Annotated in this window: 16 protein-coding genes and 1 tRNA gene; 12 read left to right on the plus strand and 5 right to left on the minus strand. The window is 65.2% G+C overall.

Features of this window, described 5'->3' with window-relative positions; genetic code table 11:
* Positions 1–9 precede the first annotated feature (9 nt).
* On the minus strand, positions 10–588 hold the full coding sequence (locus IVA88_RS17840; protein ID WP_247498544.1) for a methylated-DNA--[protein]-cysteine S-methyltransferase: 579 nt from the start codon (positions 586–588) through the stop codon (positions 10–12).
* Between the two features lie 177 nt (positions 589–765).
* Between IVA88_RS17840 and IVA88_RS17845 the strand changes: the two genes are divergently transcribed.
* The 4 genes from IVA88_RS17845 (at position 766) to IVA88_RS17860 (ending at position 3,106) form a co-directional block, all read left to right on the plus strand.
* Positions 766–839: transfer RNA gene (locus IVA88_RS17845), tRNA-Gly, on the plus strand.
* Between the two features lie 212 nt (positions 840–1,051).
* Positions 1,052–1,834, plus strand: coding sequence for a hypothetical protein (locus IVA88_RS17850; RefSeq protein ID WP_247498545.1), 783 nt, complete (start codon positions 1,052–1,054; stop codon positions 1,832–1,834).
* Positions 1,835–2,127: 293 nt separating this feature from the next.
* Positions 2,128–2,598, plus strand: a complete 471-nt coding sequence (locus IVA88_RS17855) for a cupin domain-containing protein (protein WP_247498546.1) — start codon at positions 2,128–2,130, stop codon at positions 2,596–2,598.
* Positions 2,599–2,638: 40 nt separating this feature from the next.
* A complete protein-coding gene (locus tag IVA88_RS17860) occupies positions 2,639–3,106 on the plus strand; it encodes a GNAT family N-acetyltransferase (RefSeq protein ID WP_247498547.1) in 468 nt (155 codons plus the stop codon).
* Between the two features lies 1 nt (position 3,107).
* Here IVA88_RS17860 and IVA88_RS17865 read toward each other — a convergent pair whose 3' ends face one another.
* Entirely contained in the window at positions 3,108–3,635 is a 528-nt protein-coding gene (locus tag IVA88_RS17865) for a DUF1003 domain-containing protein (protein ID WP_247498548.1), read from the minus strand.
* Positions 3,636–3,745: 110 nt separating this feature from the next.
* Here IVA88_RS17865 and IVA88_RS17870 point away from each other — a divergent pair, with 110 nt between their 5' ends.
* The 8 genes from IVA88_RS17870 to IVA88_RS17905 all read left to right on the plus strand — a co-directional run bounded on the left by IVA88_RS17870 (position 3,746) and on the right by IVA88_RS17905 (position 12,483).
* Positions 3,746–4,789 (plus strand): LacI family DNA-binding transcriptional regulator, encoded by a 1,044-nt coding sequence (locus IVA88_RS17870; RefSeq protein WP_247498549.1) that lies wholly within the window; start codon positions 3,746–3,748, stop codon positions 4,787–4,789.
* A gap of 78 nt (positions 4,790–4,867) precedes the next feature.
* On the plus strand, positions 4,868–6,322 hold the full coding sequence (gene xylB, locus IVA88_RS17875) for a xylulokinase (RefSeq protein ID WP_247498550.1): 1,455 nt from the start codon (positions 4,868–4,870) through the stop codon (positions 6,320–6,322).
* Positions 6,323–7,645 (plus strand): xylose isomerase, encoded by a 1,323-nt coding sequence (gene xylA, locus IVA88_RS17880; RefSeq protein ID WP_247498551.1) that lies wholly within the window; start codon positions 6,323–6,325, stop codon positions 7,643–7,645.
* Between the two features lie 12 nt (positions 7,646–7,657).
* Entirely contained in the window at positions 7,658–8,416 is a 759-nt protein-coding gene (locus IVA88_RS17885; RefSeq protein ID WP_247498552.1) for an ATP-binding cassette domain-containing protein, read from the plus strand.
* On the plus strand, positions 8,416–9,498 hold the full coding sequence (locus IVA88_RS17890; protein ID WP_247498553.1) for an ABC transporter permease: 1,083 nt from the start codon (positions 8,416–8,418) through the stop codon (positions 9,496–9,498). Before IVA88_RS17885 ends, IVA88_RS17890 begins: the two co-directional genes overlap by 1 nt.
* A 93-nt stretch (positions 9,499–9,591) precedes the next feature.
* Complete coding sequence (locus IVA88_RS17895) at positions 9,592–10,524, plus strand: sugar-binding protein (RefSeq protein ID WP_247498554.1); 933 nt, start codon at positions 9,592–9,594, stop codon at positions 10,522–10,524.
* 136 nt (positions 10,525–10,660) lie between these two features.
* Positions 10,661–11,638: an aldo/keto reductase gene (locus tag IVA88_RS17900; protein WP_247498555.1), complete on the plus strand. Its 978-nt coding sequence runs from the start codon at positions 10,661–10,663 to the stop codon at positions 11,636–11,638.
* Positions 11,639–11,640: 2 nt separating this feature from the next.
* On the plus strand, positions 11,641–12,483 hold the full coding sequence (locus IVA88_RS17905) for an amidohydrolase family protein (protein ID WP_247498556.1): 843 nt from the start codon (positions 11,641–11,643) through the stop codon (positions 12,481–12,483).
* A gap of 201 nt (positions 12,484–12,684) precedes the next feature.
* Here IVA88_RS17905 and IVA88_RS17910 read toward each other — a convergent pair whose 3' ends face one another.
* The 3 genes from IVA88_RS17910 to IVA88_RS17920 form a co-directional block, all read right to left on the minus strand.
* Complete coding sequence (locus IVA88_RS17910) at positions 12,685–13,050, minus strand: nuclear transport factor 2 family protein (RefSeq protein WP_247498557.1); 366 nt, start codon at positions 13,048–13,050, stop codon at positions 12,685–12,687.
* A 110-nt stretch (positions 13,051–13,160) separates the two neighbouring features.
* Positions 13,161–13,511 (minus strand): RidA family protein, encoded by a 351-nt coding sequence (locus IVA88_RS17915; protein WP_247498558.1) that lies wholly within the window; start codon positions 13,509–13,511, stop codon positions 13,161–13,163.
* A 114-nt stretch (positions 13,512–13,625) separates the two neighbouring features.
* Positions 13,626–14,546: a PHB depolymerase family esterase gene (locus tag IVA88_RS17920; protein ID WP_247498559.1), complete on the minus strand. Its 921-nt coding sequence runs from the start codon at positions 14,544–14,546 to the stop codon at positions 13,626–13,628.

The following is a 14,546-nucleotide window of genomic DNA, read 5'->3' on the forward strand; positions in this document are numbered from 1 at the left end:
GTCGCCTATCTAGGTGGGCGCACGGGGCGGGGCAACGGGCAGCAGCACGTCGAACAGCGATTTGCTGGCGATCGGATGGGCGCCCTCGAGCGAGAGCAGCCGCCGCTTGGAGAGCACCCCGCCATAGGGCGAGAGCCGGTCGGTGTAGTTGCCGGCCTCCAGCACCCGGTGGCAGGGCACGATCAGCATGTAGGGATTTTTCGCGATCGCCTGCGCCACCGAATGCGTGGCGCCGGAGGCGCCCAACGCCTTGGCGATCTCGTGATAGGTGCGCGTCTCCCCGCGCGGGATGGCGCAGGCGGCCTCATAGACCCGCCGGTTGAAGCCGGGCACCGCGCTGGCGTCCAGGCTGACGTCTGAGAAATCAGGATCGCTGCCTTGCAGCAAGCCCACGATACCCTCGATCGCGAACGCGGCGTTCGCGGATGGCCGCTGCTCGCGCGCCTCGGGATGGACCTGGAAAATCCGGCGGCGGGTGTCGATCTCCCGCGCCTCCGGCAATTGCACGGCGACCACGCCGGTGCTGCTCCAGATGATGCCGCAGCGCCCTATGGTCGTGTCGAATATCGAATAGCCAAGCCCCACCATGCACACGCCCCACTCAGTGCACGTCTCTCCCCAGACACGCGATCATAACACCGCCACAATCCGGCGCACCTGGAATCTTATCGAGACGTTAACAACCATCCGGCCGGTCGCGCCAAAGCGCTTGGCGGGAAGCGCCGTCTCGGCTAATCAGAGCGGGTGTCGGCTACCGCGCATCCCGCGGGCGTAGTTCAATGGTAGAACGGCAGCTTCCCAAGCTGCATACGAGGGTTCGATTCCCTTCGCCCGCTCCATGCCTCTTCTACCGGGGCGCTCCCCCACACGGTAAGTTATTGAGCCAAGTCGCTGTTCTAGGCTTCTGTGGACGCGTCTTCGTTTATAGGTCGCGGTTTTTTTTGGGTCCGCTTCTGTCGTTTCTCAGCAATCTTAAACAGGGGCAAGCGCGGTTTTCCTCATAACCGCGAGTGCCACATCAGACCAACAACAATAGGCAGCCTCACGACAAATGGCACAAGTGATCAATCTGACACTTCATCCTGATGGTGTTGCGGCTCCGGCGCACAGATCCGCAACGATCTGCCGAGAAGTCGTTGATCTATATTTTGATGCGTTGTCCAGAGCTGACCTTTCTCGGCCCCCTCCAGCACAAGAAAGCGCATTCTTCCGGTTTGACATCAATGGGCCCGAACTGACGCAAGAACAGCGCCGCGGCGCCCATGAGCGGTGGGTGTTGGCGAAAGCATTCCAAGATCTTATGCGAGGCGTTAGAGGTTCGTTGGAAGAGGCGTACTTCTTCATCGAATTGCTCAATGCCGGCAAAGTCAAAGTGCAGACGAACGCGACATTGGAAGAGGTGCTTGCGCCATTCCGGACCAAGGCCCAGAAGCTAAGTTTTCCTGATCTCATGACGCGTGTTAATCAGGGCCTTGAAAAACCTGTCTCGTTCGCTGAAGCGTATCGGTCCATGCAATCCGCGCGAAATTGCCTTGAGCACCGTGACGGCATTGTAGGGCGTCAGGACGTGGATGTAAGCGAGACGCTCAAGATAAGCGTGCCAAGATTGAAGGCGTTCGTGGAGCGGAGTGGAATCGAGATTGAGCTCCACAAGAATTTTTATGTCGAAGCTGGCACTTTGATGCAGGTTCGCGTGGAAACTCGGGATTTGGTCTTTCAATTGGGCGAGCAGCTAAGGATCAGCGCGTCTGACTTTGATGATATCGCATTTGCGTGCGCCAATTTTGGGACGATGCTGGCGCAGCAATTGCCAAAGATGTCCCCGGCTCCATAGGTTTGTGTTTCGAATACTAAACCCGTCACTAGCATCGCTCAGACGACCAGCAGAAATTCTAATATATTAGCCCGTTACTTCCGGCGTTCGCCGCTGCCCGCGCTAAGCTCCTTTGGCCATGGCGCAGATGCGGTCCTCTTGCTGGGCGATGTCCGGATAAAGGGCCATGACTTGCAAAAAAATGGACCAGCAAAAGCTCGATCGTGCGATCGGTCATCGCGTGAAGACGCTTCGGACGCAGGCCGGCATGACGCTGAACGAACTGGCAGCGCGCTCCGGCGTCAGCCGGGCCATTGATCGGGCGGGTGGAGCGGGCGCAGAGCAGTGCGACGGCTGCGCTGCTGGGAAAGCTTTGCGCCGCGCTCGACGTGTCGCTCAGCGATGTCGTCGCGCTGGCCGAGAAGCCGCCGGAGCGGCTGGTGCGGCTCGCCGACCAGCCGCACTGGCGCGATCCCGAGAGCGGCTATCGCCGCCGGCACGCCTCGCCGACGGATGCGGCGAGCGGCATCGAGATCATCGTCGTCGATCTGCCGGCCGGCGCGCGGGTGCCGTACAGCCCTTGGGGCCGTAACGCCTTTACCCAGCAGCTCCTGATGCTGGAGGGCGCGATCGCCGTGCACATCGACGCTAAGGCGGTGCGGCTGCGCGAGGGCGACTGTCTGGATTTTGACGTGATGCGCGCGGTGATCTTCGAAAACGAGACCAGACAGGACGCGCGCTACGTCATCATCACGCGCCGCGGCGCTTCCTATGGAAAAATGTGATGATGCCGATGCGAAATGAAATCCTGGAGTGAACCTGGCGATGCAGATCCGAACCGGCGACACCTTTGATCCACGCGTCATCGCGCTGCTCGATCATCACGTCACGGCTGCGCGGGCGCAGACGGCGCCGGGCGGCGCCCACGCGCTCGATCTCTCCGGGCTGCGCGCGCCCGACATCGCGTTCTGGACCGGCTGGGACGGCGAGACGCTGGTCGCGGTCGGCGCGCTGAAGACGCTATCGGCTTCGCATGGCGAGGTGAAGTCGATGCATACGGTCCAGACCACGCGACGGCGCGGATTTGGCGGCGAGATGCTCCGCCACATCATCACGCAAGCCCGCGCGCGCGGCATGAGGCGGCTCAGCCTCGAGACCGGCTCGTGGGACTATTTCAAGCCGGCGCACGCGCTCTACCGGGCGCATGGCTTTGTCCTCTGCGGCCCGTTCGAGGGTTATGTCGTGGATCCCAACAGCCTGTTCCTGACGCTCGATCTGTCGGCGGGCCGGTAACTCAGGAGCGCGTCTCCTCGATCCTGTCAAGCACGCGCTCGGGGGCGATGTCCCGGCTTGCCTCCTCCAGATCGCGCTTCGAGTCGGGCTGGACGTCGAGCCGCTCGGCGATTTGCGTGAGGAGGCGGGCGACCTTGGTCAACTCGTGCTCGGCGAGCAGGCTGATCTGGAGATCGAGATCGGCGCGCTTGTCCGCTGCCGCGGTCATGCGGTTCTGCGAGATCAGCACGAAGGTCGACAGGAAGATCGCCTCGACCGAAGCAACCATCGCCAGCACCACGAAACTCTCGTCCCAGGCCGGGATTCCCGGCAGCCAATGCAGATTGGCAATGATCCAGAAGCCGAACACCGCGACATGGAGGTAGACGAAAACCATGCTGCCCGTGAAGGCCGTGATGGCGTCGGCAAGCTTTTCCTGGCCCCTGGCCGCGCGCTGCTCCTGGCGGCGGCGCTCGACCAGGGCCTGGATGTTACGCTCGAGCGTCGGGCTCAATCCCTCGCCGGGATCATGGGTGATGTCGTTACGCACGCGGCGGCAACGGCCGACGGACGAGGCTGTTCCTACAACAATGGCGGGAAATGCCCGCCGTCCCTCAAAATGAGTTGCGAACCTCAAAACACCTCTGCTAGCCTCCGGTCATGGCAGACACGCTCACCGCGACCGCGCTGACGCTCAAGGACATCGCCCGCCAGGCCGGCGTCAGCCTCGCGACGGTCGACCGCGTTCTGCACAATCGTCCGGGCGTGCGGCCCGATACGGTCCGGCGTGTCAGGGAAGCGATCGAGCGCAATTCGTTCCAGCCGCATGTGGCCGCCGCCGAGCTCGCCCGCGGCCGCGCCCGCCGGTTTGCCTTCGTGATGCCCGCGGGGCCGAACCCGTTCATGCAGCAGATCCAGGACTATCTCGGCGAGATGTCGGCCTGGCTGTCGGCCCGCCGCCTCGGTGTGGAGACCGTCGCAACCGACGTGTTCGATCCGTCCGTGCTCGCCGCTTCGCTGGAAGGGCTCTCCGACGATTACGACGGCATCGCCGTGGTGGCGCTGGACCATCCGGGCGTGCGCGCAGCCATCGACGATCTCGTCGATGCCGGCGCCAAGGTCGTCACACTGGTCTCGGACGTGCCGTCGTCGCGCCGGCACCATTATGTCGGCATCGACAACATCGCGGCGGGGCGCGCCGCCGGCGCACTGGTCGGGCGGCTGGTCGGCCAGAAGTCCGGCAAGGTTGCGATCGTCGCGGGCTCGCAGGGCCTGCGCGACCATGCCGAGCGCATCTTTGGCTTCAACCAGGTGATGGCGTCGGAATTCCCCAGCCTCAGCGTGCTGCCGGTGCTGGAAGGACGCGACGAGGACGGCCGTTCAGAACAGCTGTTGGCGCGGCTGTTGGACAAGCATGCTGACATTGTCGGCCTTTATAACGTCGGCGCCGGCACGCAGGGCGTCGCCAACGCGTTGAATGATTCTTGCCGCGACAAGCAGGTGGTGTTCGTCGGCCACGACGTCACCGCGCTGACGCGCCGGCTGCTGCTGCAGGGCGTGATGGACGCGGCGATCTCGCAGAACCCCGGACACGAAGCGCGCGCCGCCGTGCGCGTGCTGCTCGCGCTCGCCCGTGGCGAGCCGATCTTGCGCGAGCAGGAGAGGATCAGGATCGACATTGTGATGCGGGACAATCTGCCTTAGCGGCAGGGATTCAAAACGACCCGTTGCGGCAAGCCGACTGTGAGCTCGCGCACCGCAACAGGCGAAAGGGAAGATAGCGTGTATCTCGGAATCGACATCGGCACGTCAGGTGTGAAAGCGGTGCTCGTGAGCGAAGCCGGCGCGGTTCTCGCGACGGCGGCGCGCGAGCTTGCGCTGTCGCATCCGGCGCCGCTGTGGTCCGAGCAGGATCCCGACGCCTGGGTCGATGCGGCGGTTGGCGCGGTCGACGATCTTGCCGCCCGCCATCCGCGCGAGGTCGCGCAGGTGCGCGGCATCGGGCTGTCCGGCCAGATGCACGGCGCGACGCTGCTGGATGAGGATGGACGGCCGCTGCGCCCCGCGATCCTCTGGAACGATGGCCGCTCGCACGCCGAATGCGTTGCGCTGGAGCGACGCTGCCCCTCGCTGCACACGATCGCCGGCAATCTGGCCATGCCCGGTTTCACCGCGCCAAAACTGCTCTGGATCGCCAGGCACGAGCCGAAAATCTTCGCGCGCGTCGCGAAGGTGCTGCTGCCGAAGGCCTATGTGCGCTATCGCCTGACCGGCGAGATGATCGAGGACATGTCGGACGCGGCCGGCACGCTGTGGCTCGACGTCGGTCTGCGCCGCTGGTCGGCCCTGCTGCTGCATGCCACCGCGCTCGATCTCCACCACATGCCGCGCCTGGTCGAAGGCAGCGAGGTCAGCGCCATGCTCGCGCCGGACTACGCGCAACGCTGGGGCATGGCTCGGGATGTCGTTGTCGCCGGCGGCGCCGGCGACAACGCCGCGAGCGCGATCGGGCTCGGCGCCATCGCGCCGGGCGATGCGTTTCTGTCTCTGGGAACCTCAGGTGTGGTGTTCCGCGTCACCGATCGTTTCGCGCCGGCGCCTGCGTCGGCCGTGCATGCGTTCTGCCATGCGCTGCCCGGCCGCTGGCATCAGATGGGCGTGATGCTGTCGGCCGCGGCGTCGCTGGCCTGGCTCGCGGGCGTGATGGAGACGCCTGCGCCTGCGCTGCTGGCGCCGCTCGGCGAGCGCGTCGATGGACCGAGCCCGGTCAAATTCCTGCCCTATCTCGACGGCGAGCGCACGCCGCACAACGACGCCGCCGCCAGCGGCGCCTTCGTCGGCCTGCGCGGTGCGACCGGGCGCGGACAGATCGTTCAGGCCGTGCTCGAAGGCGTCGCCTTCGCGGCGCGCGACAATCTGGCGGCACTGAGCGCGGCCAGCGGGCCGCTGCCCGAGGTCGATCTCGTCGGCGGCGGCTCGCGCTCGCCGCTGTGGGCGCAGATCTGCGCCGATGTGCTCGGCATTCCCGTCCACCGCGTCGAGGAGGGCGAGGTCGGGGCGGCGCTCGGTGCCTCCAGGCTCGGCCGGCTCGCCGCCACCGGCGAAGACGCGGCTGCGGTCTGCACCCGTCCGCGGCGGCTCGCGAGCTTCATACCTCGCGCATCCGTCAGTGCCGCCTATGACGAGGCCTATCGCCGCTGGCGCGAGCTTTATCCCGCGTTGAAGGAGTGTGCCTGAGTGAACGCGTTAGCGAAATTCTTCGATGCAAGCACGCCTGTCGCCTTCGCCGGCAAGGACGCGGGAAACACGCCCGCCTTCCGCTGGTACGACAAGGACCGCCTTGTTCACGGTCGTCGACTGGAGGACCATCTGCGCTTTGCGGTCTGCTATTGGCACTCGCTGTGCTGGCCGGGCGGCGATCCCTTTGGCGGCGAGACGTTCCTGCGGCCCTGGCAGCACGGCACCGATGCGATGGCGCAGGCGCGCGCCAAGGCCGATGTCGCTTTCGAGCTGTTTCGCCTGCTCGACGTGCCCTTCTTCACCTTCCACGACGTCGATGCGGCGCCGGAAGGCAACTCGCTCCGCGAGTCCGTCGCCAACCTCAACGCGATCGCCGATCTGTTCGAAGCGAAGATGGCGCAAAGCAAAGTGCGCCTGCTCTGGGGCACCGCCAATCTGTTCACGCATCGCCGCTACATGGCAGGCGCGGCCACCAACCCGGACCCTGACATCTTTACTTATGCCGCGGGTCAGGTCCGCGCCGCGCTGGAAGTGACGCACCGTCTCGGCGGCCAGAACTACGTGCTGTGGGGCGGGCGCGAGGGCTATGAGACCCTGCTCAACACCGATCTCAAGCGCGAGCTCGACCAGCTCGGCCGCTTCGTTTCGCTCGTCGTGGAGCACAAGCACAAGATCGGCTTCAAGGGGCCGATCCTGATCGAGCCGAAGCCGAAAGAGCCGACCAAGCATCAATATGATTTCGACGTCGCCACCTGCTACGGCTTCCTCGCGCGCTACGATCTGCTGAAGGACGTCAAGCTCAACATCGAGCAGAACCACGCCATCCTCGCCGGTCACTCCTTCCATCACGAGGTCGCGCTGGCGGAGGCGCTGGGTGTGTTCGGCTCGCTCGACATCAACCGTGGCGACGATTTGCTCGGCTGGGACACCGACCAGTTCGCGATGAACGTGGGCGAGCTCGCTTTGGTGTTCCACGAACTCCTGAACCGCGGCGGCTTCACCTCGGGCGGGCTGAATTTCGACGCCAAGATCCGCCGCCAGTCGATCGATCCCGACGATCTGATCCACGCCCATGTCGGCTCGATGGATGCCTGCGCGCGCGCCTTCATCGCGGCTGCGGACATGCTCGACGCCGGCGCGCTCACTGCGCCGCTTGCGGAGCGCTACGAGGGATGGGCTGGGCCTGAGGGCCGCGCCATTCTTGGCGGCCAGCGCTCGCTCGCCGACCTTGCCGATCGTGCGCTCGGCCCGGGCTTCGACCCGCAGCCGCGCTCGGGCCGGCAGGAATATCTGGAATCCCTGGTCAACCGCTACGTCTGAGGAAGGCCGCTGATGACAAATACTGAAGCGACACCGGTCCTCGAGCTGACCGGGATCGGCAAGGAGTTCGGCGCGATCCGCGCGCTGCATGATGTCGACCTGCAGGTCCTCCCCGGCGAGGTCGTCGGCTTGATGGGCGACAACGGCGCGGGCAAGTCGACGCTGGTCAAGATCATCGCCGGCAATTTCCGCCCCAGCCACGGCGAAATCCGCTTCGCCGGCAGCGCGGTTCATTTCAGCCGGCCCGTGGATGCGCGCGGCGTCGGCATCGAGGTGGTCTATCAGGACCTCGCGCTCGCCGACAATCTCACAGCGGCGGCCAACGTCTTCCTCGGCCGCGAGCTGAAGCGCAGGTTCGGCCCGCTCGCGTTGCTCGACCACAAGGCGATGGCGGCGCGCGCGCTGGAGCTGTTCGGCGAGCTGCGCTCGGAAACGCGCCCCGACGATCTCGTCAAGCAGATGTCGGGCGGCCAGCGCCAGGCCGTTGCGATCGCGCGGACCCGGCTCTCCAACGCCCGGCTGGTCATGATGGACGAGCCGACGGCCGCGATCTCGGTGCGCCAGGTCGAGCAGGTGCTCGGCCTGATTCACCGGCTGAAAGAGCAGGGCGTGGCCGTGATGCTGATCTCGCACCGTATGCCCGACGTGTTCGCGGTGTGCGATCGCGTCATCGTCATGCGCCGCGGCGAAAAGCGGGCCGACAAGCCGATCCACCAGACCTCGCCCGAGGAAGTCACCGCCCTGATCACCGGCGCGAAGGAGGCGGCGTGATGGCCATGCCCTTGGAAACTCCGATCAGCTTCACCAATGTCGGCCGGATCAGATGGTGGCAGCGCGGCATCTTCGCCTCCCAGACCGGCTATGTCCTGCTCGCGCTGGCGGTGCTGCTGGTGGTCATGCATTTCGCCAGCCCGTATTTCTTCACCGAAGGCAACATCCAGAACGTGGCGAAGAATTTCTCCTTCATCGCCATCGCCACGCTCGGGGTCACCTTCGTGATCATCACCGGCGGCATCGATCTGTCGGTCGGCTCGATGATGTGCTTCTCCGCCATGATCACCTCGATGGTGATGACCGAGCTGTCGGCGCCCGGTTCGCCCGCGGGCTCCCTGTTCGTGCACATGGCGGCCGACGGCAAGACCGTGCTGGCCAATGTTCCCGGCCTGATCTTGCTGGTCTCGCTCCTCGCCGGCCTCGGCGTCGCGCTGCTCGCCGGCCTCGTCAACGGCTTCTGTATCGCCGTGCTCGGCCTGTCGCCCTTCGTCACCACGCTCGGCATGCTCTCGATCGTGCGCGGGCTCGGGTATGTCGTCTCCAACGGCCGCGGCAGCTTTCCGGGCGGACCGGATGCCGATTATTTTTACGCGCTCACCTCCGGCGACGTGCTCGGCGTCCCCGTTCCTTTCATTTATTTGATGGTCCTCGCGCTGACGATGGCCGTGGTGCTGCACCACAGCGCGTTCGGCCGTCACGTGTTCGCGCTCGGCGGCAATGAGAAGGCAGCCGAACTCACCGGCATCCCGGTCGTGCGGGTGAAGATCGAGGTCTATGTGATCTGCGCGCTCGCCGCGGGCCTCCAGGGCATCATCATCTCCGGCTGGCTTGGATCGGCGCCGGCCAACATGGCAACATCCTACGAGCTCAACGTGATCGCCGCGGCCGTCATCGGCGGCGCCAATCTCGCCGGCGGCATCGGCGGTCCGTTAGGGGCCATCGTCGGCTGCGTGCTGCTCGAGGTGATCCGCAACGGCCTCGTGCTGGCCCAGGTCAGCTCCTATTGGCAGCAGACGCTGGTGGGCGTGATCATCATCCTGGCCGTGCTGGTCGACCGCATCCGGTCGCGGATGACCTGAAATGACGTCGTTCGGGAGGGCAACGAAAATGCCGCCTGTCCGCTTCCCGGACGATCTTGAGAGGACGGGCGCCAAAGAAGGGTGGAGGAGACGATGAGAAAATTTCTTCTTGCCGGCATCGCCGTCGCGATGATGGCAACGCCGGCGTTTGCCGCGAACTACCGTTTCGTGATCGTGCCAAAGGCGATGAACAATCCGTTCTTCGATTTCGCGCGCGACGGCTGCCTGAAGCGTGCCAAGGAGCTCGGCAATATCGAGTGCATCTACAAGGGGCCGGTCGAGCACGAGCCGGCGACGCAGGCCCAGATCATCCAGGACTTCGTCACCCAGAAGGTCGACGGCCTCGCCATCTCGGTCGCCGACGTCGCGGCCATGACCAAGTCGATCGATGCGGCGACCGCGGCCGGCATCCCGGTTATCACCTTTGACGCCGATGCATCCGGCTCCAAGCGCATCGCTTATATCGGCACCAACAACAAGGAGTTCGGCGTCGCCCTCGGCAAGCAGCTCCTGAAGCTGCGGCCGGACGGCGGCAAATACGCCATAGTCTCGGGTGGTCCCGGCGCCAAGAACCTCGCCGAGCGCGTCGACGGCGTCCGCGAAGCGCTGAAAGGCTCGAAATGGGCCGAGGTCGCGGGCTCTCCGACGTTCTGCAACGACGATCCCGCGCTGGCGGTGCAGCAGATGACCGACATGCGCACCGCGACGCCCGACCTCGCCGCCATCGTTCCGATCGGCGGCTGGCCGATGTTCGCCCCCGAAGGCTTCAAGGCCTTCGCCTCCAGGAACAAGAAGGACATTGATTCCGGCAAGTTCACGCTTGTCGTTGCCGATACGCTCAAGATGCAGCTCGAGCTGTTGCGCGACGGCTATGCCAATGCGCTCGTCGGCCAGCGTCCGCTGGAGATGGGCGAGAAGGCGATGGACACGCTGCTCGCCATCAAGAAAGGCGAGAAGGTGCCGGAGATCGTCTATACCGGCCTCGATCTCGTGACCAAGGACAACGTAGCGCAGATGTTGAAGTAGGAGCGTCACCAGCCCCGCGCTCCTGCGTGCCTCTCCCGCTTGCGGTTTTCGCAAGCGGGAGAGATGATTTTGGCCGTTGGAAGCGATACTTTCGGAAGCGGGACTTTCGAAAGCAGGCTGTTGGAAGGCAATGGGAATGAAAAAATCGTGGCTCGGCTCTCTCGGCGTCACCTCGCTCGGCCTCGGTTCCGCCCCGCTCGGCGGATTGTTCACTCCGGTCAGCGATGCCGATGCGGAAGCGACGATCGCCCGCGCCTGGTCGCTCGGAATTCGCTTCTTCGACACCGCGCCGCTCTACGGCTTTGGCCTCGCGGAACGGCGTCTTGGCGCATTCCTGCGGCAGCAGCCGCGTGACTCCTACGCCATCTCGACCAAGGTCGGCCGCCTGCTGCGCACGCCCGATGGCGCTGTCGGCGAGGACGAGCATTACAAGGGCGCGCCGCGCGAGCGGCCGGTGTTCGACTTCTCCTATGACGGCGTCATGCATTCGATGGAAGAGAGTCTGGCGCGCCTTGGGCTCGACCACGTCGATGTCCTGCTCGTGCATGATCCCGATGATCACTACGACGACGCAGTCGCCGGCGCCTTCCGCGCGCTCCAGCGTCTGCGCACTGAGGGCACCATCAAGGCGATCGGTGCCGGCATGAATCAGTCGGACATGTTGGTTCGCTTTGCAGAGGCCGTCCCGGTCGACTGCTTCCTGCTCGCCGGCCGCTACACACTGCTCGACCAGGGCGCGCTGGATGCGCTGTTCCCGGTCTGCGCCGCGAAGAACATCGGTATCCTGCTCGGCGGCATCTACAACAGCGGCATTCTGGCCAATCCGCACACGGGCGCCAAGTTCAACTATCAGGACGCCGATGCGGCACTCGTCGCCCGTGCGCTCGCGCTCGACGAGCTCTGCCGCAAGCACGGCACCGAGCTGAAGGCCGCCGCGCTGCAGTTCTGCATGGCCCATCCGGCCGTCACGGTCGCCGTGATGGGCGCGCGCAACGCGGCGGAAATCGCCGACAACGTCGCAATGTCGGAGATGCCTGTGCCGGCGGCATTCTGGCAGGAGCTGCGTGGGCGAAAGCTCGTCGACGCCCGCGCGCCACTGCCCGGCGGAGCGTAGGCATGATCGTCGATGGCCATCAGCATTTCTGGGACCCGGCGCGCGCCGACTATCCCTGGATGGACGCGCCCGAGCTCACGCCGATCCGGCGCGCCTTCAGTCCGGCCGATCTCGCGCCGCTCCTGAAAGCGAACGGCATCGACGCGAGCATCCTGGTGCAATGCCGCTCCGCGCTGGCGGAGACCGAGGAATTCTTGCAGATCGCGCATGCGACGCCCACGGTGATCGGCGTCGTCGGCTGGGCTGACCTGACTGACGCTGCACTTGGCGAAAGGCTGGACCGGTTGCGCGCTTTGCCAGGCAGCGACAAGCTGGTCGGCATCCGTCATCAGGTCCATGACGAGGCCGATCCGGAGTGGCTGCTGCGCGAGGACGTCCAGCGTGGCCTCACGGCCGTGTTCGCGCACGATCTCGCCTATGATTTCCTCGTCCGCACCCGCGAGCTGCCGGCCGCGATCGCCACCGCACAGGCCTTCCCGCAGGCGCGCTTCGTGCTCGACCACGCAGCCAAGCCGCCGATCGCCGACGGCGGAAGCACCGAATGGTTCGATGGCATCGCGGCACTCGCGGCGTGCGGCAACGCCTGGTGCAAGATTTCGGGGCTGGCGACGGAAGCGGTGTGGAACGATTGGGATGCGGAGCGGCTGTTTCCGTTCGTCGCACATGCCGCGAAATGCTTTGGCGAAGATCGCCTGATCTTCGGCTCGGACTGGCCGGTGTGCTTGCTTGCGGGCAGCTATAGCGAGATCAAGGGCGCGCTGGAGGCGTGTCTGCTGAAGCTCGGTCCGCAGGTGCGGGAGAAGGCATTTGGTGTGAATGCGAAGGCCGCGTATCGGTTGGCGTGATTGCGGCGGTCGCTCTCACTTCTTCCTTCTCCCCTTGTGGGAGAAGGTGGCGCGAAGCGCCGGATGAGGGGTTGTTTCCGCAAGCGCAACTGCACAAGAATCGTGCGTGGAGAGAGACCCCTCACCGCAGTGAGGCTGTGTCTACGAACGGAGATGCCCTCTCCCGCAAGGGGAGAGGGCGCAGCAACGAGCAACGCTCCCTCACGCGCTCGCGGGCACCTGGTCCAGAAATCCCGTGATGCTCCTGATCCGCCCGTCCTTCAGCACGGCGAAATCCGTCCCCTTGATCGGGCTGTCGACGCCGTCGGGGCCGAGGCCCCAGCTGAAGCGGACATGATCGCCGTAGCCATTGGGCTCGCCGATCAGCTTGAACTTGAAGTCCGGAAAGCGCTGCTGCACGCCTGCAATCAGCGCATCGATGCCGTCATGGCCGTCGCCCTTCATCAGCGGATCGACATAGTTCGCATCCGCCGCCCAGTCCTCGCTGAGCAATTCGCGACGGCGGCCGGCGGCGCGCTCGTTCCAGAGATCGATGTAGCGGCGGGCGATGGTGATGGGGTCAGTCATTGTCGTCTCCTTCGATGGCGCCGTGTTGTTCGGCTGACCTGACTATCGAAGGTTCACGCGCGCTGATCGATTACCTCTGAGGTCATCAGCGCGCGTGAATTCCTGCGAGCTTACTTGGCTGCGGTGACCATGATTTCGACGGTGTATTGTGCCGCCGCGAGCTTGGCTTCGACGGTGGCGCGTGCCGGGGTGTTGCCGGGCGAGACCCAGGCGTCCCACACCGCGTTCATCTCGCCAAACGTCTTCATGTCGCTGATGTAGATCGTGGCCGAGAGCAGCTTCGACTTGTCGGTGCCGGCCTTGGCGAGATGGCTGTCGATGGTCGCCAGGATGTCCTGGGTCTGCTTCGTCACGCTTTCACCGGCCGCGTTGTTGGCGACGACACCGGCGAGATAGACGGTGTTGCCGTGCACGACGACCTGGCTCATGCGCGGGCCGGTTTCAAGACGCTGAATGCTCATTGGGGTCTCCTTTGAATGGCGGCCCTGTCTAGCGCAGCGGCCTGCTCCGTGCCACCCCGGGCACGCATGCGTTGTCCGCGGCGCATGCGTCGCCGGCAATACCTGCGCCGCGCTTCAAGGAAACTGGCCGAAGAACGTCCAGATCGTCTCGGCGCCGTCGATGTCGCCGTTCTGCGTCCCGAGCAAGCTGGCTGCGACCTTCGGGAAGCGGGCATCCGGAGCGAATCCGGGCATGCGGTGACCGCCCTGATTAATGCGATAGAGCACGACGTCGTGCCCCCTAGGACAGCGCGAGGAGATCCGTGTCACCGTGGACTGGTCTGCGGGCGTCCTGTCGGGCAGATCGGTCATGTCGGAATCTTCGGTCTCGCACCCGTTGAGCTTGCGCCAGAACGCAAGCGTCTCCTCGGTGGACCAGAACCCGTCTGCGGCATAATAGCTCGATCCGCGGCCGCCCTCGTAGGGGACCAGCGGGTCGGCCGTGCCGTTCATCAGCAGCATCGGCAGCGGCCGCGACGGATGGCAGGTGACGGCGGCCTCATCAGTGAGATTCATGATCACGCTCGCGCCGGCGGCAAACAGATCGGCACGGGCGCAGACAAGCGTCATCGCCATGGCGCCGCCATTGGAGATGCCGGTGACATAGACGCGGCGAGGGTCGGCGGTGCCGTTCGTCACCAGCTTCTCGACCAGCTTTGCGATGAAGGCGACGTCGTCGGTGCCTGCGGGCGGACCACGAAGCGCGGGTCCAGCTTTCGTTCTCGCATCGGCCCATGCGTGGTTGAGGCCATCAGGAAAGACCACGGCAAACCCTTCGCGCTTTGCGATCTGCGGCCACGCCGTCCGCGTCATCATGTCGGCGCCGCGCTGGGTCTTGCCATGCAGCACGACCACGAGCGGCACCAGCCGCTTCGCCGGCAATTGCACGGTGTAGGACCGCTTCACGCCGTCGATGTCGATCGTATCGGCGGACGCAGCCGAAGCGGCGGCGGCCAATGCCGCAACAAACGCCGCGATGCGCATCCGCCGCCGCAT

The organism is Bradyrhizobium sp. 149 (assembly GCF_023073915.1).
Classification (GTDB): domain Bacteria; phylum Pseudomonadota; class Alphaproteobacteria; order Rhizobiales; family Xanthobacteraceae; genus Bradyrhizobium.

What these genes read in the sequence shown, in the direction of transcription:
- IVA88_RS17840 (WP_247498544.1), bottom strand. Translation starts at nt 588, where the DNA reads ATGGTGGGGCTTGGCTATTCGATATTCGACACGACCATAGGGCGCTGC.
- IVA88_RS17910 (WP_247498557.1), bottom strand. Translation starts at nt 13,050, where the DNA reads ATGACTGACCCCATCACCATCGCCCGCCGCTACATCGATCTCTGGAAC.
- IVA88_RS17870 (WP_247498549.1), top strand. Translation starts at nt 3,746, where the DNA reads ATGGCAGACACGCTCACCGCGACCGCGCTGACGCTCAAGGACATCGCC.
- IVA88_RS17895 (WP_247498554.1), top strand. Translation starts at nt 9,592, where the DNA reads ATGAGAAAATTTCTTCTTGCCGGCATCGCCGTCGCGATGATGGCAACG.
- IVA88_RS17900 (WP_247498555.1), top strand. Translation starts at nt 10,661, where the DNA reads ATGAAAAAATCGTGGCTCGGCTCTCTCGGCGTCACCTCGCTCGGCCTC.
- IVA88_RS17850 (WP_247498545.1), top strand. Translation starts at nt 1,052, where the DNA reads ATGGCACAAGTGATCAATCTGACACTTCATCCTGATGGTGTTGCGGCT.
- IVA88_RS17920 (WP_247498559.1), bottom strand. Translation starts at nt 14,546, where the DNA reads ATGCGGCGGCGGATGCGCATCGCGGCGTTTGTTGCGGCATTGGCCGCC.
- IVA88_RS17890 (WP_247498553.1), top strand. Translation starts at nt 8,416, where the DNA reads ATGGCCATGCCCTTGGAAACTCCGATCAGCTTCACCAATGTCGGCCGG.
- IVA88_RS17860 (WP_247498547.1), top strand. Translation starts at nt 2,639, where the DNA reads ATGCAGATCCGAACCGGCGACACCTTTGATCCACGCGTCATCGCGCTG.
- IVA88_RS17885 (WP_247498552.1), top strand. Translation starts at nt 7,658, where the DNA reads ATGACAAATACTGAAGCGACACCGGTCCTCGAGCTGACCGGGATCGGC.
- IVA88_RS17915 (WP_247498558.1), bottom strand. Translation starts at nt 13,511, where the DNA reads ATGAGCATTCAGCGTCTTGAAACCGGCCCGCGCATGAGCCAGGTCGTC.
- IVA88_RS17905 (WP_247498556.1), top strand. Translation starts at nt 11,641, where the DNA reads ATGATCGTCGATGGCCATCAGCATTTCTGGGACCCGGCGCGCGCCGAC.